The sequence below is a fragment of the Haloarcula sp. JP-Z28 genome, from assembly GCF_011440255.1.
Lineage (GTDB): Archaea > Halobacteriota > Halobacteria > Halobacteriales > Haloarculaceae > Haloarcula > Haloarcula marismortui.
The window spans coordinates 1-23,613 of the sequence record NZ_JAAOHT010000034.1 but is presented as its reverse complement, the minus strand read 5'-3'; the positions used below and the strand labels follow the sequence as shown (position 1 = coordinate 23,613).

26 protein-coding genes are annotated in these 23,613 nt (G+C 55.1%); 20 read left to right on the top strand and 6 right to left on the bottom strand.

From position 1 onward, the window contains the following. Positions 1-30: 30 nt before the first annotated feature. Entirely contained in the window at positions 31-990 is a 960-nt protein-coding gene (locus tag G9463_RS13245; protein WP_165896942.1) for an ArdC-like ssDNA-binding domain-containing protein, read from the top strand. 74 nt (positions 991-1,064) lie between these two features. Beyond that, complete coding sequence (locus G9463_RS13240) at positions 1,065-1,817, top strand: hypothetical protein (RefSeq protein WP_240150036.1); 753 nt, start codon at positions 1,065-1,067, stop codon at positions 1,815-1,817. Here G9463_RS13240 and G9463_RS13235 read toward each other — a convergent pair. Next, positions 1,782-2,666: an HNH endonuclease gene (locus G9463_RS13235; protein ID WP_165896941.1), complete on the bottom strand. Its 885-nt coding sequence runs from the start codon at positions 2,664-2,666 to the stop codon at positions 1,782-1,784. The genes G9463_RS13240 and G9463_RS13235 overlap by 36 nt on opposite strands. Positions 2,667-2,766: 100 nt before the next feature. Between G9463_RS13235 and G9463_RS13230 the strand changes: the two genes are divergently transcribed. Next, positions 2,767-3,708 carry a DUF6610 family protein gene (locus tag G9463_RS13230; RefSeq protein ID WP_165896940.1) on the top strand — a complete coding sequence of 314 codons (942 nt, stop codon included), beginning with the start codon at positions 2,767-2,769 and terminating at the stop codon, positions 3,706-3,708. A gap of 308 nt (positions 3,709-4,016) precedes the next feature. After that, complete coding sequence (locus G9463_RS13225; protein ID WP_165896939.1) at positions 4,017-5,066, top strand: nitrogen regulation protein NR(II); 1,050 nt, start codon at positions 4,017-4,019, stop codon at positions 5,064-5,066. Between the two features lie 61 nt (positions 5,067-5,127). On the opposite strand, the gene G9463_RS13220 is transcribed toward G9463_RS13225, so the two are convergent. After that, positions 5,128-5,379, bottom strand: a complete 252-nt coding sequence (locus G9463_RS13220) for a HalOD1 output domain-containing protein (protein ID WP_165896938.1) — start codon at positions 5,377-5,379, stop codon at positions 5,128-5,130. A 213-nt stretch (positions 5,380-5,592) separates the two neighbouring features. On the opposite strand from G9463_RS13220, the gene G9463_RS13215 reads away from it, so the two are divergent. After that, positions 5,593-5,862, top strand: coding sequence for a HalOD1 output domain-containing protein (locus G9463_RS13215; protein WP_165896937.1), 270 nt, complete (start codon positions 5,593-5,595; stop codon positions 5,860-5,862). A gap of 22 nt (positions 5,863-5,884) precedes the next feature. Here the strand turns inward: G9463_RS13215 and G9463_RS13210 are convergent, their stop codons facing one another. After that, the gene (locus G9463_RS13210; RefSeq protein ID WP_165896936.1) at positions 5,885-6,679 is read right to left on the bottom strand and encodes a response regulator; all 795 of its coding nucleotides are present in this window, start codon (positions 6,677-6,679) and stop codon (positions 5,885-5,887) included. 540 nt (positions 6,680-7,219) lie between these two features. Between G9463_RS13210 and G9463_RS13205 the strand changes: the two genes are divergently transcribed. Further along, positions 7,220-7,900 (top strand): hypothetical protein, encoded by a 681-nt coding sequence (locus G9463_RS13205; protein WP_165896935.1) that lies wholly within the window; start codon positions 7,220-7,222, stop codon positions 7,898-7,900. Positions 7,901-7,935: 35 nt separating this feature from the next. Beyond that, positions 7,936-8,235, top strand: coding sequence for a hypothetical protein (locus tag G9463_RS13200; RefSeq protein ID WP_004966218.1), 300 nt, complete (start codon positions 7,936-7,938; stop codon positions 8,233-8,235). Between the two features lie 129 nt (positions 8,236-8,364). Here G9463_RS13200 and G9463_RS13195 read toward each other — a convergent pair whose 3' ends face one another. Further along, on the bottom strand, positions 8,365-10,887 hold the full coding sequence (locus G9463_RS13195; RefSeq protein WP_151147916.1) for a GAF domain-containing protein: 2,523 nt from the start codon (positions 10,885-10,887) through the stop codon (positions 8,365-8,367). After that, on the bottom strand, positions 10,884-11,987 hold the full coding sequence (locus G9463_RS13190; RefSeq protein WP_151147918.1) for an FIST signal transduction protein: 1,104 nt from the start codon (positions 11,985-11,987) through the stop codon (positions 10,884-10,886). Before G9463_RS13190 ends, G9463_RS13195 begins: the two co-directional genes overlap by 4 nt. A 577-nt stretch (positions 11,988-12,564) precedes the next feature. Here G9463_RS13190 and G9463_RS13185 point away from each other — a divergent pair. From G9463_RS13185 to G9463_RS13125, 13 genes are all read left to right on the top strand, one after another. After that, a complete protein-coding gene (locus tag G9463_RS13185; RefSeq protein WP_165896934.1) occupies positions 12,565-13,332 on the top strand; it encodes a hypothetical protein in 768 nt (255 codons plus the stop codon). Next, positions 13,329-13,856, top strand: a complete 528-nt coding sequence (locus tag G9463_RS13180) for a hypothetical protein (RefSeq protein ID WP_191907510.1) — start codon at positions 13,329-13,331, stop codon at positions 13,854-13,856. The genes G9463_RS13185 and G9463_RS13180 overlap by 4 nt, the downstream gene beginning before the upstream one ends. A gap of 469 nt (positions 13,857-14,325) precedes the next feature. Further along, on the top strand, positions 14,326-14,616 hold the full coding sequence (locus G9463_RS13175; RefSeq protein ID WP_008313978.1) for a hypothetical protein: 291 nt from the start codon (positions 14,326-14,328) through the stop codon (positions 14,614-14,616). Then, positions 14,613-14,927 carry a hypothetical protein gene (locus G9463_RS13170; RefSeq protein ID WP_165896933.1) on the top strand — a complete coding sequence of 105 codons (315 nt, stop codon included), beginning with the start codon at positions 14,613-14,615 and terminating at the stop codon, positions 14,925-14,927. The genes G9463_RS13175 and G9463_RS13170 overlap by 4 nt, the downstream gene beginning before the upstream one ends. After that, positions 14,918-15,124 (top strand): hypothetical protein, encoded by a 207-nt coding sequence (locus G9463_RS13165; protein WP_023842910.1) that lies wholly within the window; start codon positions 14,918-14,920, stop codon positions 15,122-15,124. The genes G9463_RS13170 and G9463_RS13165 overlap by 10 nt, the downstream gene beginning before the upstream one ends. Further along, on the top strand, positions 15,121-15,360 hold the full coding sequence (locus G9463_RS13160) for a hypothetical protein (RefSeq protein ID WP_165896932.1): 240 nt from the start codon (positions 15,121-15,123) through the stop codon (positions 15,358-15,360). The genes G9463_RS13165 and G9463_RS13160 overlap by 4 nt, the downstream gene beginning before the upstream one ends. Before the next feature lie 57 nt (positions 15,361-15,417). After that, positions 15,418-15,783: a hypothetical protein gene (locus G9463_RS13155; protein ID WP_165896931.1), complete on the top strand. Its 366-nt coding sequence runs from the start codon at positions 15,418-15,420 to the stop codon at positions 15,781-15,783. Positions 15,784-16,015: 232 nt separating this feature from the next. Then, positions 16,016-16,219: a hypothetical protein gene (locus G9463_RS13150; RefSeq protein WP_165896930.1), complete on the top strand. Its 204-nt coding sequence runs from the start codon at positions 16,016-16,018 to the stop codon at positions 16,217-16,219. A gap of 347 nt (positions 16,220-16,566) precedes the next feature. After that, on the top strand, positions 16,567-16,914 hold the full coding sequence (locus G9463_RS13145; RefSeq protein ID WP_004966445.1) for a hypothetical protein: 348 nt from the start codon (positions 16,567-16,569) through the stop codon (positions 16,912-16,914). A 238-nt stretch (positions 16,915-17,152) separates the two neighbouring features. Further along, on the top strand, positions 17,153-17,860 hold the full coding sequence (locus tag G9463_RS13140) for a metallophosphoesterase family protein (protein WP_165896929.1): 708 nt from the start codon (positions 17,153-17,155) through the stop codon (positions 17,858-17,860). Position 17,861: 1 nt separating this feature from the next. Next, the gene (gene ppk1, locus G9463_RS13135) at positions 17,862-20,363 is read left to right on the top strand and encodes a polyphosphate kinase 1 (RefSeq protein WP_004966443.1); all 2,502 of its coding nucleotides are present in this window, start codon (positions 17,862-17,864) and stop codon (positions 20,361-20,363) included. A gap of 442 nt (positions 20,364-20,805) precedes the next feature. Further along, positions 20,806-21,534, top strand: coding sequence for a metallophosphoesterase family protein (locus tag G9463_RS13130; RefSeq protein WP_004966442.1), 729 nt, complete (start codon positions 20,806-20,808; stop codon positions 21,532-21,534). A 166-nt stretch (positions 21,535-21,700) separates the two neighbouring features. After that, entirely contained in the window at positions 21,701-22,609 is a 909-nt protein-coding gene (locus G9463_RS13125; RefSeq protein ID WP_004966441.1) for a CHAD domain-containing protein, read from the top strand. A gap of 279 nt (positions 22,610-22,888) precedes the next feature. On the opposite strand, the gene G9463_RS13120 is transcribed toward G9463_RS13125, so the two are convergent. Next, positions 22,889-23,613, bottom strand: a 725-nt coding sequence (locus tag G9463_RS13120) for a methyl-accepting chemotaxis protein (RefSeq protein WP_240150034.1), incomplete at its 5' end; no start/stop codon positions are given.

The following is a 23,613-nucleotide window of genomic DNA, read 5'->3' as shown; positions in this document are numbered from 1 at the left end:
TGCCCGAGAGTGCGTCCCGAAGACAGACCAATGTCAACGATACAGTCAGACACGCCGGAGCAGCCCAGCCAGCAGACTACTTGCACCTTCGATGACTCGGACTCCCGGGACGAGGAGATGCGCGACCAACTCGATGCGTGGGTCGAGGATCTTGCCGACCTCACCGACGAAGCGCAGGCCAGCGAGCAGTTCCAGCAGTGGCTTGACGTCCAATCGAAGTTCCACGATTACTCGGCTCGGAACACGCTACTCATCAAGCTCCAGTGTCCCGAAGCAACCCGAGTTGCGGGGTACAATACGTGGCAAGACGAGTTCGACCGGTACGTTCAGCAAGGCGAGGATGCCATCTGGATCTGGGCTCCGATCATCACGAAGAAGTGCCCCGAATGCGGCAACTCGCCGTCGTATCACGAGAACACTGATTGCGAGTACGACGAGACAGAGCCCGAACAATGGCGTCGAGGGCTGGTCGGGTTCCGGCCAACGTCGGTGTTCGATATCTCTCAGACTGAGGGCGAGCCACTTCCCGAACTGGAGACAGAAGCTCACGGCGACCCGGATGGACTTGTCGAGGACCTCTTGGACGCGACCGACGAGATCGGCGTCGACGCAAGAATCGTCGCTTCGGAGGAGTGGGAGCATGGGTCTGCACGGGGTGTCTGCGAGCGTCGGAACGTCATGACCACGAATCCGATGGTCGAAGCGGTCGACCGGGAGAATCGGGCCGCCCTCGCGAGTACACTGATTCACGAGTTCGCCCATGCAGAGCTTCACTTCGATGTCGAGGATGAGGCGGAGCGGTCGAAACGCGAAGTCGAAGCCGAGGCAGTCGCCTACGTGGTCAGTCGTCACTTCGGGCTGGACCCCGACAACTCGGCGTTCTACCTCGCGGCGTGGGACGGCGACGCACCAGAGACGTTGCGGGACCGGCTGGACCGTATCTCGAAGACGGCTGCGGATCTGATCGACGCCGTCGAAAGTGCCAGCTGAGAGGGAGCGGTATTTTTCCAGACGTGCTTGAGAGGAGTGTTTTGTGACTCCCCTGTTGGGCGAGGGAGTCGAATATGCGTTCCACAGCAGCGTCAGGTGGCAGTCCTGTCGGACAGTTTCTGAGTGTCTTAGCAGAGTTGCGTGACCAGATCGGAGGGCCGTACTACCTCGGGGATGTCAACGGGCGGTTGGAGTGGCCCGACCGAGGAGTGTACTTTTTCTTCTCGCCAGCAAGCGACCTCAGACAGATGCCCTCCACAAAGTGGCGACTCTCCCGAATCGGCACCGTCGGCGTCAGTACCGGTTCGTCGAACACGCTCTGGAACCGGCTCCGGCAACATCGTGGGAACGTTCGCGGGAAGTACGCTGGCGGTGGCAACCACCGTGGTTCGATTTTTCGCTTGCACGTTGGACGGGCGCTGATCGAGAAACACGGCTGGCACGACGAGTATCCCCACTGGGGCGAACCGAATCCCGACGCCGAGACGACTGCTGTTCGCGAGCAGGAACACGAACTTGAACAGCGCGTGTCGGAGTACATCCGGGATTTGCCGTTTCTGTGGGTTGACGTTCCGGGCGACCCCGGACCCGAGTGTGACAGAGCCGAGATTGAATCACATACCATCGCGATGGTGTCGAGGTATCGTCGATCCGCAGGGCCATCGGACCTCGATTGGCTTGGATATCATTCACCGAAATCCGAGGTGTATCAGTCTGGACTGTGGAACGTGCGACACGTCTCCGACTCGTTCGATCCGTCGGTCGTGGACCAGTTGTCGGCGTATATCCCGTCAACGGAAGCGCTGGACCACCAGTCGCGGATCTGAGGGCAGGTTCCGCAGCGAGAACTCAGTACGCTCGGCTACGACTCCGTAGGCAATCCCAGCCAGCGGCGCAACCACAGGAACCCACGCAAACGGAGTCATGAACAGTTCTGTCGAGATAGACTCCCAGACGGCAGCGTACATCAAAACAACGCAGACGGATGCAATGGCTGTCGACAGCCGCCACCGGACTCCCGCTACGAGCCCGGCCAGTGGGAGGCCATAGAACGCTACATCACCCGCAAGCGAGGACAGGAAATAGGAGATACCAAACGCACAGAAGTATGTCAGAAACATCGCTGTGCCTCCTACCGACGCGACGAATAGCCGCCGCCATCCAGCACGCTCGTCGGTGTCGTCCTGGACGGACTGCTCGTCGCTTTCCTCGGTCGTCGTGGTGACTGCAAGAGGACTCCTCGACTGTGTCTCGACGTGGCTGGCTTCCAGCCGGGAGACACCACGAGACTGCCCGTTGCCCTCCGTTTCGCCCTCGACTTCCTCGGTGATCGGGACCTCGCTCTGCAACGCAAGGACCCTGTGAGTGTCCTCTTCTGGACTGCTTGCTGGCTCTTGTTTCGCTGACTCTGGCAGGTTCAGGCGTCCCGTCTGTGTGATGTCTTCTTCGCAGAACGAGCACACTGTCAGGAGGTTCGTGGTCTTGTTTGTCCCGCCGTTCTCGGCGGGGATTCGTCGCACGACTTCCAAATCCTCCGCAGGGAACCGCGTCCCGCAGTTGGTGCAAGTGTTGTTGTCCAACTGCTTCCGGAAGACGATCCGGTACGCCCAGTCTGGTGGGTAGTCGCCCCGGTAGTTGTCAGGGTCGTCGTACTGCGATTCGATACCTTCCTTCATTCTGCCCGACACTTCCGCCCGTCTCCGTATTTAAGGCGCGGGGTCGTTTTGTGCCGCGCCTGCCAGCTGGGCGCGCCGGTCGGTGCGCTCGGTGTTGTTCATGTCTTCTGAGGCTCGACACTCTTGGTCAGCGGCGGCTGTCGGCGATGCACAGCAGGCTGAGTACATCGGGTTCCTTCACCGGGAGCCGTTCGTAATCGATGCTTACCGGCTTGGGTTTGCTGTCGGCGTTCGCGAGGACTACACCTACCAGTCCTCGCTGCGGAACGTCGACGTCCCGATTGAGATTCTGGACAACGACTTCCGGAATCCAGACTTGGACCGGTACATCGAACGCTTCGAGCGATACGAGCCGTCCGTCGGGATGCTCGGCGACGCATACGACCAGCAGGAGGCGCGCCGGTACAACCAAGCCGCACGGGAACTGAAACGGAAGTTTCCGGAGACAGAGATCATCATCGTCCCGAAGTGCCGCGAAGCAATCGATGTGATCGACGAAGACATCATCTTGGGATACCCGATGGGCTACTCCGACCAGACAGCCGACGAGTACACGGATATTGTGGACTGGCGGGGACGGCGAGTGCATCTGCTGGGGGCAAGTCCGACGAAGCAGTATCCAGTGATCGAGGAGCTAACACAGCCGCGTGTGACCGGTGAAGAACCAGCCGATATCGTTGGCGTCGACTGGAACGGGGTTCATCTGGCGGCGCTTCACGGCGAGTATTTTTCGCCACACGGCTACGGCAATGCAGACCACCTCTCGATCCGGGAGACGGTTCGAGAGAGCCTGCGACACATCCGGTCATACTGGAAATCGCGGGGGGTGTGGCCGACTACGGAGAAAGACCGGAGCCCGCTAACAGCGGAACCGATGGACCCTGTCTGGGCTGCTGACGGTTCAAGAGCGACTGTGGATGGCCTTGAGGATGCGATTGTCGTCGAGTATGAGAACGGACAGACGCTCGCGTACCGGAGCCAACACGAGCGAGACAGGGTGGAATACCGGGCAGGACTCACTCCTACCGAGGTCTACGGTTAGAAGAGCTACTGCCGGTGAGGCTTTTACTGAACTCAGTGAAGCAGTACTGTCCGGGCTATGTCATATCCACTGTTGATGAATACAGGGCGCATATCTCGTACAGAATTATTCCCCTGATTCAATCAGATTGGGTCGGCCAATACAGATGCTATATTCGTAACCCACTTCATCAAAATTCAGATTATAGTTAAAATCATAACATTTACTGTATGTGAGGTTTTAAACTCTCATATGGCATTTATCGCTGTAGATACGGCGAGTCATCATTGTCTAAATCATCAATGTTGTCCTACGTATAGGGGCGGCTGATGGACAACTCACTGCCGGATAGTGAGTCGCAACAGCACTCGGAGAGTGACGACAAGACAGTCTCGAAGCGACTGATTGAGAGCCTTTCCTCGCATGTGGTGTTCATGCTTAATACCGAGGGAAACATCACGACATGGCCCGAGCCGGCCCAGTCGATGTACGGCTACAAGGCTGACGAGATACTCGGAAACAGTGTCGATATGTTGTTTGCCGACCCCGAAGAGATGAAGACGACCATCGACTCTGTACTGGCGGAAGCAGTGAACGGATCTATTGAAACACAGCACTGGCATCGAAAAGCCGATCGCTCAGTATTCTGGGCTACGCTGTCGATTTCGCCGCTCCAGAATGGAGAATTGAACGGGTTCGTTGCAGTCAGCCAGAACACGACTGAGAAACACCAGTACGAGAAGATGCTGGAACGCCAGAACGATCGGCTCAAGGAGTTCACTGATATCCTCGCGCACGACCTGCGGAGCCCACTCAGCATCATTTCCTCGCGAGTACATCTGGCCCGTAAGACTGGTGACGAAGAGCATCTTGACGCGATGGAAGAGACTACCGATAGAATGGCCCGGCTTGTCGACGACCTGCTTTCGGTTGCCAAGCAAGGAAACGTCGTCACTGACCCGGAAACGACCGATGTCGAAACAGTTGTTGACACTGCTTGGAAGGGAACAGGCGAGACTGTTGGCCGGGCAGTGCTTCAGTACGAACACGTCGGGTCAGTGAGTTCTGACAGTGACCGCCTCATCCAACTATTCGAGAATCTGTTCCAGAACGCTATCAGACATAGCGATGGGGCCGTCATCGTTCGGGTCGGGCCGCTGGAACACGGCTTCTACGTTGAGGACGACGGTCCCGGAATCCCATCTGACATTCAGGACGATGTGTTTGACCACGGGTTCACCACGAATGAGGATGGGAGTGGCTACGGACTCTCGGTTGTCCGAACCATCGCTGGGGCACACGGCTGGGATATCATTGTCACCGACAGCAACACCGGTGGCGCACGCTTCGAAATCACTGGGGTCGAGTTTCTGGACTGATACCCGAATACATTGCTCCTGTAATGTTCATAATACGGTATTTCTGGACACGGTAGAGGGGCTATCCGTAAAGCTCCTCGCAGTCCTGCAATTTCAGTGACTCCTGAACTTCGAGGTATCCATTCTTGTTAATAGTAACAACAGACTCACTATACTGGAATGTAATATGCCCACCTCGATCGGGTACGTCGTTGTTAGTAACCGTGAACATTCTGTCCAAAGCTTTTGGATTGACCGCGTTATACAATGGTGGAAGCGAATTTGGAGAACAGTTTTCAGTTGCACTTACAGCCTTCACAACCGCTTCACTCACCGATTCAGAGGACTGTACCTGTCGAATCATTATATATCCCTAATATTTCAAATTACCTAATGTGTTGGTATTTTCACACTAACTAGGAAGTTGATTATCTGAGTGAAATTGTGCTATGTTCTTTTGGTTTAACTATCTCAAACCAGCCACTACGGTTATATCCATGCCATATAATGGTTAATATATTTATTTCTTGAAGTCTTAATTGCACTGATGGGAGATGTGCGAGAATTCTACTACGAGCCAGAAGATAGTACAGAGCTAAGCACTGCAGTCGTAACGGCAGTCGCAGAGGCTCACGATGAAAATGTACTTGAACAAAAGTGGCTCATCAGTGATGATATCAACACCGACGCACTCGATGGGCTCTTCCAAGAGCACAATCTCAAGATGACCCTCCAGTTTGAGGCTGATTCGACGACGGCCACTATCATTGCTGACAAGAACGGAAACCCGGTCATCAAAATCGAATCACACCGCTAAGTCAGCCGGCCAAGAGACCTGCCTACGTATCCTCAGCGGTCGTCTCCTGAATCAGACAGATCATCGTGCCGTCCTCCGTATGGCTGAGGGTATGGTCGACTTGAATTTGCTTATCGTCCTGACGAACGTAACTCGTAACTCCTGACCAGCACCCTTCGACGGGTACGGTCGGCAGGATTTCATTGTAGAGAGTGTCAATCTCATCCTCTGAGTAGAGAAGTCCCCAGTGCTCGTTGAGGAGTTCCGCCCGTGTGTACCCGACCGTTTCGGCAAACGCGTCGTTGACGTAGAGGAAATATCCGTCTTCATCAAGGAGACTGATGCCTTCGCGGGCAGTTTCCATTGCTTTAAATCCACGAGCCACCTGCTGATTGGCACGACACCTGTCGATTGCGTTCAGGATACGATTTGCGAGGAGGGCATACTGTTTGGTACCACTGCCTTTCTGGAGATAGTCAGTGACGCCCGCGGCAATGGCCTCACTCGCAATCTCTTCGCTTCCCTTACCGGTGAATAGGATGAACGGAGTATCTGGGTAGTGAGTTCGGACTTCCGCTAAGAACTCCAATCCATCCATTTCAGGCATGTCGTAATCGCTAATGATGCAGTCGATGTCTTCCGCGTCTAAGCAGTCCATCCCGTCGGAAGCACTGGTAGCGGTGATCACGTCGAACAGGTCCTGTTCGCGCTCAAGACAGGTGGACGTGAGATTAGCGAATGCAGAGTCATCATCAACGTGGAGGAGCCGATAGCTATCGATGGGTGGCGGAATAATTCCCTTAATATTAAAGCCAATTTTTTGATTGTCAGCCGCCATGTTATCTATTTAACGCGTTACAAGTTAACTCCTCTCATTGTCATTTCCTTTCCATGGTTAAATTCGAGTACGGTATTATTGAGTGGTATGGTAAGTAGAGCATTGTCCTCACAGGGAGGAAGGTTCCATGTTGTATTCAGGCCCAGTATTTTGCACAGCCTTCTGAATATCATACTGAATCATCACAAGTTTTAGTCATCAATATGTATTCATATTCTATCGGCTGATTTTGGATTTAATTAGGGTACACAACGGGGATCTGGTACTGATTCACTCCTCTGTACCGGTCACGCCAGACTCTTCCATGTCATGTTTCAGATGTGTCCACTAGGCTGTGAAAGAACTCTGAATGATTACGTCGCTCGCAACGGCGAAGCGGTGAGCGTTCCAATGTCCGAGCGGCTGTCGTTCCGTGGACAGACCACGCTCAGAGCGAAACGGTGGTCGTCGCGCTAACACCTCATATTAACCAACACTCATCGCTTCTGTTGGTTAATACGCTGTATCGGGCGATTTTCTGTTCCTCTGTCGGGTGAGAGGATGACTGCAACTGATCCGACTCAGACGCAGGACGGACAGCCAGACCAGCAAGACGGCTTCGACTTCAGCAAGCCCAGTCAAGAGCATGAGATCGAGGTGTCGTACTCGTGGGGGTATGTCGACACCATCTACATGGACGATGACGGTGAACTCGTCCGCTCACAGGATACCGACGGCTACTATCGCAACGACGAATCGTTCGAGTGCACCTGCGGGGAGACATTCGGTTGCGAGAGCAAAGCAAAATCCCATATCCGAAGCGAGGGCTTCCGAGGCCCGCCGGTGCCGGTCGCCGGCCATCCAGAAGCATTGCGCTGGGACAACGAGCCGATGACCGACTTCGGGGGTAATGTGGAATTCATTCCAGATGTAACGAACACTGCCGCCAAAGTTGTCGACGGGGCTGACTACCTGATCGCTACGGCCCGGACGACACTGACGCCGCCAGCGGATCATGAGTTCGATAGCTGGGAACCACTGCAATCTGGCCGCCTGTCGAACCACAACGGCGATCCATTGTTCTCGGCGCGGATCTTGTCGAAGGCTATCGCGACGCTTTCGACCGGACATCAGTACATTCCGGACCGCTACACCCTCTACTTCAGGGGGCACACAGCACTGTATTTGGAGGGGCCGAGCGACGGCATCATCATCGCTGAACGACTCCCCGGCCTCGACTGAGACGGCGGTTTTCGGTTCCTCTGGTGGCTGAGAGGATGACAGAACCAACCTCCAAAGCCCGTGATGGATCAGCCACGAACAGCAACGAATCGCCCGTCGGCGAGCAACCAATTCCAGTCGTCAAGCCACCATCGGCGTTTGTCTGGCAAGATGAAGTGGTCCCCGCGCTCGATGGGGCTATCACCGTGTGTCCGGAGTCTGCCCGCTATCCGATAGCCGCACAGGTTGTCGAGGGTGCTGAGTATCTTGTGGCAACAGCCCGAGAAACGTTCACTCCACCAGCCGACTACCAGTTCCAGTCGTGGGACGTCAGAGGAGAAATAACGCACTGGTAGCTGAATCCATTGGCTCAGCTCCGAGGGTATACTTTCGGAATAAAGAGACTGTGGTAACGCGCCTTGTTCTAGTATCCTATAAATACCCTAACATGATTCGGTAGTACAGTATCCCGGTGCAGGGGATTTTCACTCATATTTTGAGGGGTTCGCCGTGGGCGTACTGAAGATGACAGTCACAGTTGTTCCGCCGGTAGTTTCGAAGTCGATCAATGCTCCTGAATGCGCGATTATCCGGTCGACAATCCACAGGCCGACTCCAGTACTGTGTCTTAGTGCAGACTCTCCGTGCTCATCCAAAATCCGAACCTCGTGCGGGTCAATACCAGGCCCGTTATCGGCGATTTCAATTGTTGGGCCGGCGGGTCGCTGTTCGACAGTAATCTCCACGCTAGGGGTGTGGCTGTCGTTGTGTTCCAATCCGTTTCGGATCAGATGATGGATTGCAGTCCCAAGCTTTGGGTGGGCAGTTACATCAGGTGTGGCCTCCATATGTGTGACCAGTTCTCCATCGGGGAACTCATCGTCGATGGATTCGGCTGCATCTTGAACTGCTGTATCCAGCGAGACGGTCACCATTTGGTCTCTGTTCCGGATGACCTCGCGCATCTCGCGAGCATGTGCTGTCGTCTGCTCCAGTTCTTTACAGCTACTGACGATTCGCTGCGCATACCCTGAGATAGGCTCATCGGCTTGCTCAGCAATAGTGTTCGCATACCCTAAAATCGGGGTGAGCTTGTTCCGGACGTTGTGTCGCAGAATCCGTGCGATGACCTGCCCAAGCAAATCAATATCCTGTTGAGCTCCAATCACTTCTGCGATGGATTCGAGATTTGTAGCAAGAATATCGATGAGTTCCGTGTCGACTTGTGTGAAACTATTACTGTTGGTCGATGCAACGGTGAGAATACCGAAGTCGCCGATTGGTGCGGTAATTTCCTCCTCAATTGGCGTTTCGGAGTTATGCGCGTCATCCAGTTCTGAAACATCTGAGACAGTAGAGGCCTTGTTTTTTATCAACGCTTGCCATGAAGTATTACTCCCTTCCAGAGAAGCTGGCTGGCCACCGACCAGTTCGGCTGCCGGTGTCGTATGATGAATCGGTTGGAGCGCCTGGCTCGCCGGCTGGTACTCCCAGATTCCAGCCACGGGCATATCTAACGCATCAGGCATCTTTTCAAGTACCAACTCAGCCATTTCTTCATGTGTGTCTGCGTGTAGCGCGTCTCGAACGGTCTCTTGTACTGCTCTTAGCCCCTCTTCATTAACTGTCCAGCCGAGTGCAATCTCAGCTAACTGGCTCAGTAGCCGAAGGAGGTACAAATCCCGGTCGCTGAACGCGTTCGTTTCGAACGCTGAGGTAATCAGTACGCCGTGTCCACCGATGGGCAGAGCAACAACACTTCTCGTGGGAGTCTCGCCATTTAGAAGCGTGCTGTTGACCTGATCTGTGTCGTCGATTCGGACAGGTTCGCCGCTGTTATACGCACGCCATAGAATAGTTTCTGTTTCAGTGTATTCTGACAGCTTGTCGCACAGTCTCTGCTGTACCCGCCCGTTGACTGCCACCGGTTCAAGTGCCCCAGACCTTCTCCGATATAGATGTATCCCAGCCGCCGAATACCCGAGGACTGATTCAATCGTCTCAACTACATCTGTACAGACCTGTTGCCGGGAGTTCTGGTCAAGAATATCCTGTGCTGCATTATACAGTTTTTCGAGTGTTTGTTCACGCTCTTTTTGTTCCGTAATATCGACGTACACTCCAAAGTACTCCGCTTGGTCGCTTGCTGCGACTGGGACACCGCTGAACAGAAAGTGACTGCTTCCTGAACGAGTTTCTCGATGTATTTCCTTATTAATTATGTCGCCTTGCTCAATTGCATCAATGAGTTCCTTGGCGGTGTCTGACTGGGTATCAGGACCGACAAATTCGTTGAGATCACGGCCACGAATTGCCCCTTCATCGCCGACAAATGTGTTCTTAAACGCCTCATTAGCGCGGACGACCCGTTCAGTTCCGTTCTCAATGACGACGTTGACGACTGGTTCCGGGACTGCGTCGAACAGAGTCTCAAACCGATTTCGCTGCTCTCTAAGGCGCTGTTCGGTCACATTTGACCGACAGGCCTGAGCGAACTTTTTATTAAGCGGGGCGAGTGCTGCCGCAGTCTCTTGCTTGATTGCACCCCCATGTTTTCCGAGGACAATCGCCCCAAACCCGGGAAGGTTCATAATGTGGTACTCACCCATACCCTCGACTTGCTCTGCGACCGGCAATGACTCAACAAGTGAGGATGCCATGCCGCTTCCTCCGACTGTTACCGCATTTTTGTCGTTTCCTCTGGGGGCGTGACTGCCCATCTCAGAAGAATCAGACGATGCCACGCTTCTCCTAACGAGTTCGCTTAGCCGGCCACGCGCCATCTGGAATAATGTGTTTCGCTTCGGCTTGGCTGGAATCGAAGTCACAAGTGACAGCGCTTCGCTATCGTTCGTGTTGTCGACCCGAAATACAGCACCGACCGAGCAGTTCAGTTTCTGAAGATACGCTGTAAGCGCTCTGTCGGCCGTGGCTTCGAGTGACTCTCGGGAGTTGATGCTGAGAGAAATCTCGTAAAGCGTCTGTATTCGCTGTTGTCGTGATGTCATATCTTGCTGGCCGCTCCGACGACGGCCGTCTTGTTGTAGTAGTCCAGATGGCCTGCTCCATCGTTAGCAATCTCGCCAATTGTTAGTGCCCCTACCGATGGTGTATCCTCCGTTTTCACGGCCGCAAGTTCATACTTAAATTTCTCCTCTAAATAAAGCACACGAGAGATGCAGTCGAAAAATAATAAACTCTCTAAATCAGCTTTGTCGGCAACGGTTGCGTCTTTTGCCTGTTTTGCTGCCTGTATTAGTGACTCCGGATGGCCTTCAAGTATATGCACGAACTCCCCTTCGGACACATCGCCGAAGCAACTGAGCCCACCGTCATCAGTCACCTCAAATGGATCGCGAATGATCTTCTCTCCGTCCATCCGAGCGATTCCAAACGGATAGGCTTTCGCGACTCTGAAAAAGTTCTCTTCGGTCAGCTGCGTTGATGCATACTTATCGACTGTGCGTTTATATACGGAGAACGCTGGTTCACCGTCAAGGCTGTGTATTGTTGATCCACTCGAATCGGTCACTCTAAAGGGCCCCGAGATATCCTGCCAGCCGTGTTTGACGCCGATTTCTATTGGAGGTTCAACGGCGGCGACAACCGCACTGTCCTCAACCACACCATCGTTTGTGAACAGGCACGGTTCTTGTTCCATCTCTAGCGTTCCGGCACCGCCACCAATGTAATTAAGTTCGACACTGTAGGTCCGAAATAGCGACTCAATGAACTGCTCTATCCTCGTGGAGTACGCATCAACGAATACAAATCCAGTCTTGTATCCATCAATCGGAAGATCAGGGTTAAGCGATGAACTGTACTTCTGTGTAGAGTCGCTCAAGCCAGAGACTGTCGTTACCTTCGGCTTCGTTTTCAGGCCACAAATGATGGCACCCGTCTCTTTCCTGTCACCACGGTAGATAAGTTCCGGAAATATCCCTCCAAAAACAGGTAGGTTAAGATTCTGTAAAAAGGGTTCAACTGATGGATCGAGGCCATCGTCTGGAGACGCAAAGATTGCGAGACCTTCTACCCCGCTTATTGATGCTACCGCGTCACCTTCTTGCCTAATCTTACCGGTTGTTTCGGTGTACGTAAGCTCCATACGTTGCTTCTACTAGTTAGGTAGTTATCGCTGTTTACCCTCAATTATCAATCTTGAATTTGCACTCTCCAGATTTTTTCGAAACTGCTGATTGAAGTCTTGAAGCATGAGTCTAATGTGTATTCTCTGTGACAGAGTTGTGGTCGCCTGAACAGGCTCAATCTGAGTCTGGTAACCATGATCAAGAACTTTCGTTTGGGCACTGAGTAAACTCAATGAAGTGCTGTGTTGACTCGATGGGAACGCTACTACTCCATGAGAGCGTGAAACAAGATGTGAGGCGCAAGAGACCGACCGCCATTCCGTGTCCAGAGCACGTTCTGTTGGCTGGTCCGTGTGCGAAAGACGCCGAGTCATGAGCGTTACAGCACGGATGGCGCAGAATCGAGCGGCTCCGTGTCGATCTCGACAGCGCACAACTCAATCAGCTCTCGAGACCTCGCCGAACGCTGGCTGAGCAGAAACCATATCTCAAATTGGCACCGCCTCAGTGTAACAATACGGTCTTTCCGCTGCTTTGCAAAAGAGCGACGCACTGACTCGATAGCGATTTTCTGTTCCTCTGGCGGGTGAGAGGATGTCCACACACTCAGCATCGACGCGAACACAGTCGTTCCAGCATCGCCCGCCAGCAGACACAGGGGAGTGTTTCTGTCCGATTCACGCCAACGGTGGCCCGTTCACCGCACCCCTCGGGATTCGATTTGCCGATCATGTCGCCGTCGAACCAATCGACAGAGAGACAGCAGCCGCCGTGTACGAGGCGCATCACTCTTATATGGGGTCGCTGCCGTCGGTCAATCTCACCCACCACGGGCTGTACTTTCAGGACTCGCTAGTCGGGGCTATCACGTACCGCTACCCGCTCATCTCGAAGAAGCGAATCCGGTACGGCGTCGACGGCCAGCTCTGTCCCGAGCCCGTCGAGATCGACAGTCTTCCAGCAGAGATTCGAGCGACTGCCCGCCAGGTGCTTCCGTCGACGGACACACCAGTCGTTGACAGCGAAGTGGTATCCGGCGACTCGCTTGTCGAGGCCGCGCGGATTTGCATGGGCGTTCGGATGCCAAACCTCGCGTCGGCAGCGCTAGCCCGCTCACAGGAGCGATTCTTGCAGAGTGACGACCGTAACACTCGCTTCTTGTTGACGTGGGTACGCTCGGACTATGATGGCGCGATGGTTCGGGCGCTGCAAGACAAGGGCTGGATCTGTACGGGCTACCGTGAACCGGGACAGGCAAGCAACCGCGAGAACAAGCCGATTCGTGAGCGATACAAGTGGCGCTTTCTCTGTCCCGTGGACACTGCTCGCGAACAATCAACACTTGCACGGTGGTCTCAGTGACCGACGTCCAGCCCGAAGCAACGGCCGAGTGCTGTCGATTCTGTGGGGACAGAGCCGAGATCTCCGGCGAGGCGTACACGTATGTTCGGTGGCCTGACGAGGTCGACCGAGAAGACGGCGTGTTCCGATTTACGATTTGCCGGGAGTGTGCGCTTCAGGACCGCGATAACGTTGAGCAGGCCGCTTCGCTCTTCCACGAGGCAGATCGAGACCATCTCGTCACCTGCGATGTCTGCGGGGCCGTTGGCTGCCGGTCTGCCAGCACTCGCCGGCCAGCAGCGGAGACGTATCGACTCGCGAGCGTTATCTCCTGGTCGGTGAGTATCAATGGCTTCGACGGGGCAACGCACTCTTGTAGTGAATGTAGTCCTATCCTGCCGGTCGACTGTGTGAAACGCCCCAACCGGACATACGACGACGGAGTGCCACATCTCGTTGAACCACCGTTTGACGCAGTTGGGAAGACAGCAGACGATGCTCCGGCAGACAGTACACAGGTCGAGATCGGCGGGTGGACTGGGTAGCCGGCGGTAGTTCCACGAAACTGGTGGGTCTGCTCCGCTAATGAGCAGTACAGCTTCTCTTAGTACAATCGGATTCTTGCTTTTTTGTCGTTGAATTTTGGACCTTTCTTGACAGTCTGTTCTTGTCTATCCAGCCTGACTAACCCTGTTTCTTCCAATTCTTCGAGCGAGTGGTGACGTAGCTTAAGACGGAGTTTCGCTACGTCCTCGTTGGCAGAGGGAAGGTCACTACGGGACGCAATGGCTGGTGTTTCACTCTTTCTCATTGGATCTAGTATACCACCAAGACACGGATAAACACACGCAGTTTTCACCAAGATTTGTCTTTCTAATCAATCGAAGACTCCCCGCGATCAGTGCGCCGTCCTATTGAGCAGGTATCTAACCAGTGTAATAAGCAAAATCCTATCCACGGCGGCAGCGACCCCCATTTTGTGTCCCTCTGGCGGGTGAGAGGATGTCTCGAAATATGTCCTGCCGTCGTTCGGAAGACCTGTCGCAGCCACTCACCGCACAGTTCGTCGAGTCCATCGCGACGACTGTTCGAGGGCAGTCCGGCAGCGCCGATGTTCAAGCGGTTGTCCTCCGTATGGTGGCCCGGCGATCAGACAGTATCGACCTCCCGGACGTACTCGAACTTCGCTCGCTTCTGGACGTCAACGGCGAGCAGGCAGACACGTTAGAGAAACAGGTCACAACCATCATCAGCGCCATCGACGCCGAACTCGCTGGTTGGGACCGCCGGGAGGTCGCTGCATGAACGCAGCAGGAACGGCCACGTTGGGCGACTTCGGTGCTGGTGGCCCACGCTCGGATGCGCTGATTGACACGCAAAGCGCGGCACAGGAGGCTGCTGTCGGTGAGTGGGAATTTCTCGCCGCTGGCAACGACACGATCGGCTGGCACATCCCCGACACCGGAGCCACAGTCCTGCTCAAACACAGCGACGCTGGCTGGGCGCTCGAACGGGCGACCAAACTGGTCGGGACGCGACGGTCACTCGATGCCGGGCTGGAGCTTGCCAGCTCGTACATGGCGGATCGACCGGAGGGAGCGTCGGCATGGCGATGATCGAGCGCGAGCAGTGGCGTCGTGAGGAACGCCAGCGAGTTGGGGCAGCACTGGCACGGGCCCGGTTCTGGCAGTCGGTTGCACCACACAAAATCAGCTTCTGGGACGCCGTCGACGAGACGCTTCTGGCTCACTACCCGGGCTGTCGGTACAAACGCAGGACGACGCTCGACGATTTCCGAGAGGAGGATTCATGAGCGACACTCCTGACCCAATCCTCGACAAACTCCCGCCAGAGCGGCTGTTGGACGCCGATCATCTCCAGCCAATCGTCGCCGGCATCAACTGTATGCACTCAATGGAGACGATCCAGCAGTATCTCGCATACGAAAACAAGCACCAGAACCGGACGCCAGTGCAGTCTCGCCTTCGAGAGCGGGCACGGGAGATCCGTCGCGATGAATCGGATGCCGAGGAGCAAGCCATCGTGTGATTTCTGTGCCCCAGCGGGGTGAGGGGCGTCCCACAGAGGGCGCTCTGCCTACCGACTATGTGTGAAAACAAGACAGACGAGACGGCTGTACAGCAGTGCGACGACCTCGATATCGACCCTGGTGCCGTGGATATCGGTGATGGACTGAAAACAGCCGAAGATGCGCCTGAGGTTGTTGTCGGCGGCGTTGACGCGGAAAACAAGCGCGTGAAGGTGTATTCTCAGTCGAGTGAGCTGACGGTCAATCGCTGGGTGAGCATGGACCTGTTCAGTGTGCATCAGCCCAACGAGGACATCCAGACCGACGCCGACCGGGAAGCGTGGCTGAACGAGACGCTGCCGAAGAAGTCCACGCATATCGACGGCAACGTGTACCCACTCAGGTATGCCATCGACGAGAACGGGAACGTAATCGCGGAATAATCGAGGAGCCGTACCACTCTCTCTTTCGCTCACTCTCACGCTCACGGTTCCCGAGCGCAAGCACTCGGGGGACACGCTCCACCTTGGACCGGCAGGCCGGTCCGGCGGTCCCGCTTCAGGAGGTAGGTGAGGCTCATCGCGATGAATCGGATGGCAGGGAACGAGCCGCCGTGTATTTTCTGTGCCCCAGCGGAGTGAGGGGCGTTCCATAGAGGGCGCTCTGCCGATGACTATGAGTAAGAACAAGACAGACAAGACGGCTGCACAGCAGTACGAGAACTACCCCGATCCCGACGCCATCGTTCACTTTGGCGATGTCTCGGAGGAACTGGTCGAGTTGGTCGAGGAAACGCTGGAAACCTCCGAGTTCCTGTCGACCTCTCGCGACGACCTGCCGGAAACGACGCTGCTCGTCGAGGCGGTCGAAAATGAGTGACGACCACCTGTTCATCGTCGTTGAGGGCGTCGGGCCAGCAGATTTTCCTCAGTCACAGTGACTCGACCTCTTTGAAGTCGTCGTCGATACGTCTTACAGGCCTATACAGGAGAGGAAACGAGATTTCCGCCGGTATGCTGCCGATTCCGCTTGAGTACGGGTTGGAACCTCGAACGTCATGCTTGGCGGAAGTCCGATGGCTGGATTCTACGTCTTTCAGAGTCTGGAGGAGGTCAATCTCAGACAATTGTTCCATAATATAATTATAATATTACTATATATTCATACTGACCTTTTATCCGTAAGAAGAAAAATGTAAATACGACTATATTCATATACATATCAATATGACAAAGATAATTTTTGATGCCTCTTACCCGGGCGGCCGCGACCCGCCTGATCTCGGTGGATTCGAGCACAAGGACGGTGAGTGGCGCTTGAGGCTTGATGGGTACGAGCGATTTATCCAAGATGTCACGGGAGTGGCGGTTGATGATAACATCTCGCCGCGGGAATTGAAAACCATACAAAGCCGGATTGAAGGCTGTGTCGCGACTTACAAGCGTAGTGGCGGATGCATGTGTGACGAGTTTGAGAGCTACGAGCACGTCGATTCGTTGGAGACCGTTCAGGAGCTATCCCGGTTCTTCAGAGTCCTCGTGGCGACCCGTATAGAGGACTCACTCCCCACGTGATGTTCGGTTTGATTCATCCGGCAACCGAGCAACGCATTTCGACTCTCGTGGTAATGGGTTTCACTCCCCGTGTGGAGATCCATATGGCGAGCGTGACACGGAGAATGCAAACCTGTGAGGTGGGTTCGCCCGGTGGTTGACAATAGCGATACATACTACTATATACTTATCATATAACTGATTAAATACGCAATTCTGTACGTTCCGGTATCTGTAGTCGGATCAAATCAAACGTACCATGCCATTGAGGCTCACGCTCAACCCGACAATCGACGCCACACATCACCGGTTGGATAGCACCGACTGGAACAATATATATATCATCGGGGATGTCCACGGGTGCCACGAGGCGCTTTGTCGGTTACTCGACAGGCTCGATCCGAGCCCCGGTGACCTCGTCGTATTCGTCGGCGGCCTCGTCATGAAAGGACCGGACAGCAAAGCCGTCCTCGATCTCGTCAGTAACACACCAAACTTCTATTCGGTTCGCGGAAACAACGACCAGGAACTGATTGACGGCCGCGAATCGATCGACAGCCTCACAGAAAGCGACCTGGCGTATCTCGAATCGCTTCCCGTCGTTATTTCCTGGGACGACATCGTTGTGGTTCACGGTGGTATCGACCATCGGAAGCCGGTCGTCGAACACACGCTTGATGAACTGTTGAACACTCGTTCGCTTGTCCCCAACGGGAGCTACGACCGCCCGTACTGGTTCGAAGCGCGTCAAGAGTTGCCGCGGGTGTTTTTTGGACACACCGTTCTTGCTGAGCCGTTCGATAGTGAATACGCGGTAGGGCTCGATACGGGCTGTGTGCACGGTGGCCAGTTGACGGCGTACGATTATCGAGCTGAGAAATTCATAGCTGTCGAGCCAGCCGAGACGCACGTCCCGCGGCCGGCTGATAGCATCGCTGAACCACACGATCAACACTCACACCTCTAACATGGATACCGACTCGCCACTCGACATCTCGCCGTATGAGCCGCCAAATGTTGATTTAGAGGATACAGACCTCTATCTGAATCGGGAACTCAGTATGCTCGCGTACCAGCGACGAGTGCTTCATGAGGCGCTGGATAACCGGAATCCGTTGCTCGAACGAGTCCGGTTTTTGTCCATATTCACACGTAATATCGACGAGTTCGTGATGAAGCGTATCGGAGGACTCAAACAGCAGATCGATGCAGGTATCGAAGGGACGACAGTTGATGGACGAACAGCTGTCGAGCAGTGGAAAGAAATCCACGACCAACTGCAGCCGATGCTGAAAAAACAGGCGAAGTGTTATCAAAAAAAGGTCCGTCCAGCGCTGGCCAACGAGGGCATTGAAGTAGTCGATTACGCCGAGTTGAGTGCAGCAGAACAGTCTCAGGTCCGGGACTACTTCGAGGAGTCTGTCAAACCGGCGCTGACACCATTATCTTTTGATCCGGCCCATCCGTTCCCGTTCATTTCGAACCGGTCGCTGTCCCTCGCCGTCCTCACGGAGCAGTCAAATGAGAACGAGCCGACGTTCACTCGGATCAAGATTCCGCCCAACAGGCCGCGGTTGATAGAGGTCGACAGCGGGACGCGGTACGTGCTGGTTGAAGACGTTATCCGCAACAATCTTGACCTCCTGTTGCCGAACATCGAGATACTCGATACGGCACTGTTCCGCCTCACACGCAACGCCGAGGTGCGCCGGAACGAGGAGGTCGCTGAGGACCTCATCGATATGATTGAGGATGTTCTCGAACAACGCCGGTTTGCAAGCGTTGTTCGGATGGAAATCGAACCCGACGCTGACAGTCGGATTCAGGAGACGCTGCAAGAGCAACTGAAGCTCGACGACCGTGAGATATACGCTCTGAATGCTCCAATCGATTATCGGGACTTCGAGACGCTGACTGATATAGACCGGCCGGAACTCAAGCGCGAGCCGTGGACGCCACAGCCACATCCACGGCTGGAGCAGGGCCAACAGTCTCCATTCGACGAAGCAGAGCAAGAGACGACCAAGCAAACTGTTTTCGACCACATCTACGACGATGATATCTTGCTCCATCATCCGTACCACGACTTCGACAGGACGGTACAGCGGTTCCTGACCGAAGCAGCGAACGACCCTGACGTGCTGGCGGTGAAGGCAGCTATCTACAGAACTGCAAGCGACTCGCAGGTCATTGAGTCGCTCATTGAGGCCGCGGAGAACGGTAAACAGGTCGCGGTAATGGTCGAACTGAAAGCTCGCTTCGACGAGCAGAACAATCTTCAGTGGGTCCGACGTCTGGAGGAAAACGGCATCCACGTCGCGTACGGGACAATCGGATTGAAAACCCACACGAAAACTGCGCTCGTGGTCCGCGAGGAGGGTAACGATGTTAACCTGTACTCACACGTCGGGACTGGAAACTACCACTCTGAGACTGCAAAGGGGTACGTTGACCTTGGGCTGTTGACTGCCGATAGAGATATTGGGCAGGACTTGGTGACACTGTTTAATTCATTTACCGGGCCGGGTCTAGATAACCAGTTCCGGAAACTGTTGGTCGCGCCGGTGACGATGCGCCAGGAGTTTACCCGATACATTCGTCGCGAGGCCCAGCACGCACAGGCCGGGCGTCCGGCACGGATTGTGGCAAAAGTCAATGGCCTCGAAGACCCAGTAATAGTCGAAGAACTGTACCGGGCGGCAATGGCCGGAGTCGAGATCGACCTCATCGTCCGCGATATCTGTCGTCTCCGGCCCGGAATCGACGGTATTAGTGAGAATATCTCGGTTCACTCTGTTGTGGGTCGATTCCTTGAACACTCCCGCATCTTCTATTTCGAGAACGGTGCACAGGCGAACGACTCCGAAGAGACGGGTCCACAGGGCCGTGGCGGGCAACCCGAATATTATATTGGCAGTGCTGATTGGATGACCCGGAATCTCGATAGCCGAGTCGAGGCAGTGACGCCCGTTGAGGACCCGGTGATTCGGCAACAGCTGAAATTCATTCTCGATCTCATACTCTCTGACAACCGCAAACGCTGGACGATGAATCCTGATGGGAGCTACGACCAGCAGTACCCTGCCGACAGCGAGAGGGTAGTCGATACGCAGTCAGTTCTGATGAGCGAGACGAGACGGGCAGCAACGGACGATGACATCACTACGGGTGTCGCGATGGATTTTCCTGTGGAGAGTAATATTCTCGTTCAGGCTAATACTGATGAGGGCGCCGCGGAGATATCCGAAGATCAAGACACTCAGTCAACTCTGAATCATCAAACAAGCGATGGGGGGACGGTTACGGAGGATCCGCTTCATCGCCATCCAGAGAAGTGGTACCGGCCTGACAGCAACATCTACGAGTTTACTGTTCGAACCCCGGAGGGTGGTCGCCGTTACCTGAAGACGAGAGGGGGCGCTGAAGCGGCACTCCGGAGACTGTACGGCAAAAAGACGGACGAAAACTGATCCAAACGGCCAGGAGGTACACCGCTACATACATAGAACACAATAGCCATCATAGCAGCGTATTTTTTCTGCAAACATTATTACCCCGTATGGTTGCACTGGGAGTACTCCAATGCCCCGTTTGTGAGAAAGTCTGCTTTTATCAACAAAAGGCAACCACCACACGGGACCGCTTGAAAGAGTTAGCATCAGACCATCTCTCGTCTCATAGGCTTGATGAGAGTAAACAGGGCATCTATCGGGTCATGATGGCTGATAAAACTGGAGAAATTCAACTAAGTGATGCCAACGACACCCCGATCAGAGAGTGGATACCACCGACGGATGGCCTCCCTCAGCAGGCACGAAACGAACTATAACTACGCTAGTGAAGATGGAATATATATTTGACAATACCATTCTCTATCCCTATTAGAAACGTACTTGAAGTCCAATAGCTATCATGATTACAATGACTCACTTGTTTTCTGAGACTGTCGCGGCACAAACCAAGCAAATCGACCCGGCCGCCTGGGACCAATTGTATATTGTTGGCGATGTCCACGGCTGTCGCTCCACTCTTGAGCGTCTCTTGACAGAACTTGGGCCTACATCCGAAGACCTTGTTTTGTTTGTCGGTGATCTTGTACGGAAGGGCCCGGACAGTGCGGGAGTAGTCGATCTCGTCCGGTCGCGTCCGAATTTCCTGTCCGTCCGCGGCAATAACGAAGAAAAGCTCCTCCGGGGCGAAAAAGACCTTGCCACACTCGACGATGATGACCTAGAATATTTGGCATCGCTCCCAGTCGCCATTACCTGGGATGAGGGAATTGTCATCCACGGGGGCATTGACCCGTCCCGACCGCTGGCTGCACACTCGGTAACGGACCTCCAGAACATTGCCGAAGTAAACGACGGCTTCTGGTGGGAGTCCTATACCGGTCCTCGTCGGGTCTTTTTCGGCCACAAACCGTTAGCTGACCCAGTCGTTGGATCACACGCCCTGGGTCTTGACACCGGTTGTGTGTACGGCAATGTATTGACTGCATACGAGTACGCTGCAGACCGGTTAATCAGCGTTGCCCCCGAACAGACCTATGAGAACCGTGCAGAGCACAAGTGGGTCCACCCAACCGGGGCGACACCTGTCGGAGACAGTAGCCAGTCTACACCTGCGGTCTTTGCCGACTGAGACTGAGAAGGTATCATTCGACGCCGTTGAGTGACACTCTGCCGCTGAGCAGTTCGTCGCTCTTTCGTCTGCTTCCACATCTGGAATTATTTGAACAAGCAACAAGAAAAGCGGAACATGGTGTTTGGGCGGAGCTTTTTATTTCCACAAAAAGGTCGTTCTTGATATGGAGTACACGCTGCAACCCGACGAACGAGTCTCTGAGGGTATCAAGCGAATAATCGATGGCAAGGTCGAACGGGGTATCGAACACATCGACGGCGACATGGATCGTCACGAGACCGTCCACGAGGTTCGGAAACGGTGCAAAGAGGTGCGTGCGGCGGTCAGGCTCGTTCGACCTGTCCTTCCGACCTACAGCGCTGAGAACGCCCATTATCGTGATGCCGGACGGCGTATCTCCGATATCCGGGACGCGCAAGCGGCCATCGAGACCTTTGACGACCACGTTCAGCCAATCGCGGCCGATCACGGGTCACTGACTGATGAGACGTTGGCTGACCTTCGGGGGATCCTAGTCGACCGCCGTGAGCAAGTCGCGGCCGAGCAGGACCTCGACGCCCGACTGGCAGAAGTCCGAGCTGACCTCGTAGAAGGTAGAGAACGGGTGGATACGCTTCCCATCGCAACCGATGGGTACGACGCGGTCGCCGGCGGGCTCAGAAAGTCGTACAAGCGCGCTCGGAATCGGATGGATGACGCCTACGATGACCCGGAGTTCGAGCGGTTTCACGAATGGCGCAAGCGGATCAAGTACCACCGATATCACTGTCGGTTGCTCCGCCGGGTGTGGGTGGGCCCGATGAAAGCTCGCCGTAACGAACTCAAGACCCTCTCGGACATCATCGGTGACGAAAATGACCTCGCGGAGTTCAGTATCATGATGCACGAGGAGGAACTGTTCGACGGGACGACGCGATCGACACTTGAGGAACTCATGACTGGCCGGCGCTCTAAATTACATCGCCAAGGGCGCGCACTCGGTGAACGGTTGTTTGCCGAGCATCCTGACGAACTCGTTGACCGGATTGGGAGCTATTGGGACGCGGCCCACGAGTACGATCCTGATCCCTGATTCGGAGCCGACAATTGCCGATTACAGGCGGAACAGGATGATTTCTCGGGGTCGTCGGGAAATCTGAATTTCCACACTCACGGTATTTTGTTAGGAGCCATTCCGTCGCATACTCATCGGTCAATACGGCCTCTTTTCGGCCGGATCGACGGCGGGCGACGCCGACCCGGTGACGCCGGCCCCGGTTCCCACTGACTCAGGGGACGTGAGGGTGACAGTTCCGACCAGCGACGGGGCGGTCGACGTGGACCGACTGCTCGACCGCTGGACGTTGATCGCTCAGTCGTCCCCTGTTGACTCTGCTCCTGTGCGGTCCTTGACCGCCACCTCGAACACGTCAGCCCCGCTGTCGATAGTGAACGTTTCCAGCAACTGCCCGAGGTCGGTGGCACGGTCGGAGAGTTGCGCGACGGAGGATTCGACGTCGTCGACGGCCACGACCTGCTCGGTCGCCGCGTCGGCGACGGTGGCCGCTTCGACAGCCGTGTCGTCGCTGATATCGCCGACCGCTTCGACCATCGAGACGACCTCCTGTGTCGACTCGGCCTGCTCGTCTGTTGCACGGTCGATTTCACGCATCCCGGTGGTCGCGTCCTCGATATCGCCGACGATGTCGTCGAACGCATTGAGGGCGTCGCCGACGGTCTCGGTTCCGGTGTCGACCTTCGACTGGGTAGCGTGCATCTCGTCGACGGTGCGTTCGACCTGCTGACGCATCTCGCCGATAGCGGCTTCGATGTCGTCGGTCGCTGCCACCGTCTCGTCGGCGAGCGCCTTCACCTCGTCAGCGACGACGGCAAAGCCGTCGCCGTCGCCCCCATTTCCGGCGCGGGCGGCCTCGATGTTGGCGTTCAGCGCGAGCATCGTCGTCTGGTCGGCGATATCGGTGATGAGGTTGGTGACGGACTCGATCTCTCCCATCAGCGCGTCCAGTTCTTCGACTTGTGCGACGGTCTCGTCGGTCGACCGCTCGATATCGTCGAGAGCCGTCGCCGCCCGCTTGG

What these genes read in the sequence shown, in the direction of transcription:
- G9463_RS13195 (WP_151147916.1), bottom strand. Translation starts at nt 10,887, where the DNA reads ATGACATCACGACAACAGCGAATACAGACGCTTTACGAGATTTCTCTC.
- G9463_RS13230 (WP_165896940.1), top strand. Translation starts at nt 2,767, where the DNA reads ATGTCTTCTGAGGCTCGACACTCTTGGTCAGCGGCGGCTGTCGGCGAT.
- G9463_RS13245 (WP_165896942.1), top strand. Translation starts at nt 31, where the DNA reads ATGTCAACGATACAGTCAGACACGCCGGAGCAGCCCAGCCAGCAGACT.
- G9463_RS13150 (WP_165896930.1), top strand. Translation starts at nt 16,016, where the DNA reads ATGAGTAAGAACAAGACAGACAAGACGGCTGCACAGCAGTACGAGAAC.
- G9463_RS13145 (WP_004966445.1), top strand. Translation starts at nt 16,567, where the DNA reads ATGACAAAGATAATTTTTGATGCCTCTTACCCGGGCGGCCGCGACCCG.
- G9463_RS13190 (WP_151147918.1), bottom strand. Translation starts at nt 11,987, where the DNA reads ATGGAGCTTACGTACACCGAAACAACCGGTAAGATTAGGCAAGAAGGT.
- G9463_RS13155 (WP_165896931.1), top strand. Translation starts at nt 15,418, where the DNA reads ATGTGTGAAAACAAGACAGACGAGACGGCTGTACAGCAGTGCGACGAC.
- G9463_RS13140 (WP_165896929.1), top strand. Translation starts at nt 17,153, where the DNA reads ATGCCATTGAGGCTCACGCTCAACCCGACAATCGACGCCACACATCAC.
- G9463_RS13165 (WP_023842910.1), top strand. Translation starts at nt 14,918, where the DNA reads ATGGCGATGATCGAGCGCGAGCAGTGGCGTCGTGAGGAACGCCAGCGA.
- G9463_RS13225 (WP_165896939.1), top strand. Translation starts at nt 4,017, where the DNA reads ATGGACAACTCACTGCCGGATAGTGAGTCGCAACAGCACTCGGAGAGT.
- G9463_RS13160 (WP_165896932.1), top strand. Translation starts at nt 15,121, where the DNA reads ATGAGCGACACTCCTGACCCAATCCTCGACAAACTCCCGCCAGAGCGG.
- G9463_RS13210 (WP_165896936.1), bottom strand. Translation starts at nt 6,679, where the DNA reads ATGGCGGCTGACAATCAAAAAATTGGCTTTAATATTAAGGGAATTATT.
- G9463_RS13185 (WP_165896934.1), top strand. Translation starts at nt 12,565, where the DNA reads ATGTCCACACACTCAGCATCGACGCGAACACAGTCGTTCCAGCATCGC.
- G9463_RS13240 (WP_240150036.1), top strand. Translation starts at nt 1,065, where the DNA reads ATGCGTTCCACAGCAGCGTCAGGTGGCAGTCCTGTCGGACAGTTTCTG.
- G9463_RS13175 (WP_008313978.1), top strand. Translation starts at nt 14,326, where the DNA reads ATGTCCTGCCGTCGTTCGGAAGACCTGTCGCAGCCACTCACCGCACAG.
- G9463_RS13170 (WP_165896933.1), top strand. Translation starts at nt 14,613, where the DNA reads ATGAACGCAGCAGGAACGGCCACGTTGGGCGACTTCGGTGCTGGTGGC.
- G9463_RS13235 (WP_165896941.1), bottom strand. Translation starts at nt 2,666, where the DNA reads ATGAAGGAAGGTATCGAATCGCAGTACGACGACCCTGACAACTACCGG.
- G9463_RS13205 (WP_165896935.1), top strand. Translation starts at nt 7,220, where the DNA reads ATGACTGCAACTGATCCGACTCAGACGCAGGACGGACAGCCAGACCAG.
- G9463_RS13200 (WP_004966218.1), top strand. Translation starts at nt 7,936, where the DNA reads ATGACAGAACCAACCTCCAAAGCCCGTGATGGATCAGCCACGAACAGC.
- ppk1 (WP_004966443.1), top strand. Translation starts at nt 17,862, where the DNA reads ATGGATACCGACTCGCCACTCGACATCTCGCCGTATGAGCCGCCAAAT.
- G9463_RS13215 (WP_165896937.1), top strand. Translation starts at nt 5,593, where the DNA reads ATGGGAGATGTGCGAGAATTCTACTACGAGCCAGAAGATAGTACAGAG.
- G9463_RS13130 (WP_004966442.1), top strand. Translation starts at nt 20,806, where the DNA reads ATGATTACAATGACTCACTTGTTTTCTGAGACTGTCGCGGCACAAACC.
- G9463_RS13125 (WP_004966441.1), top strand. Translation starts at nt 21,701, where the DNA reads ATGGAGTACACGCTGCAACCCGACGAACGAGTCTCTGAGGGTATCAAG.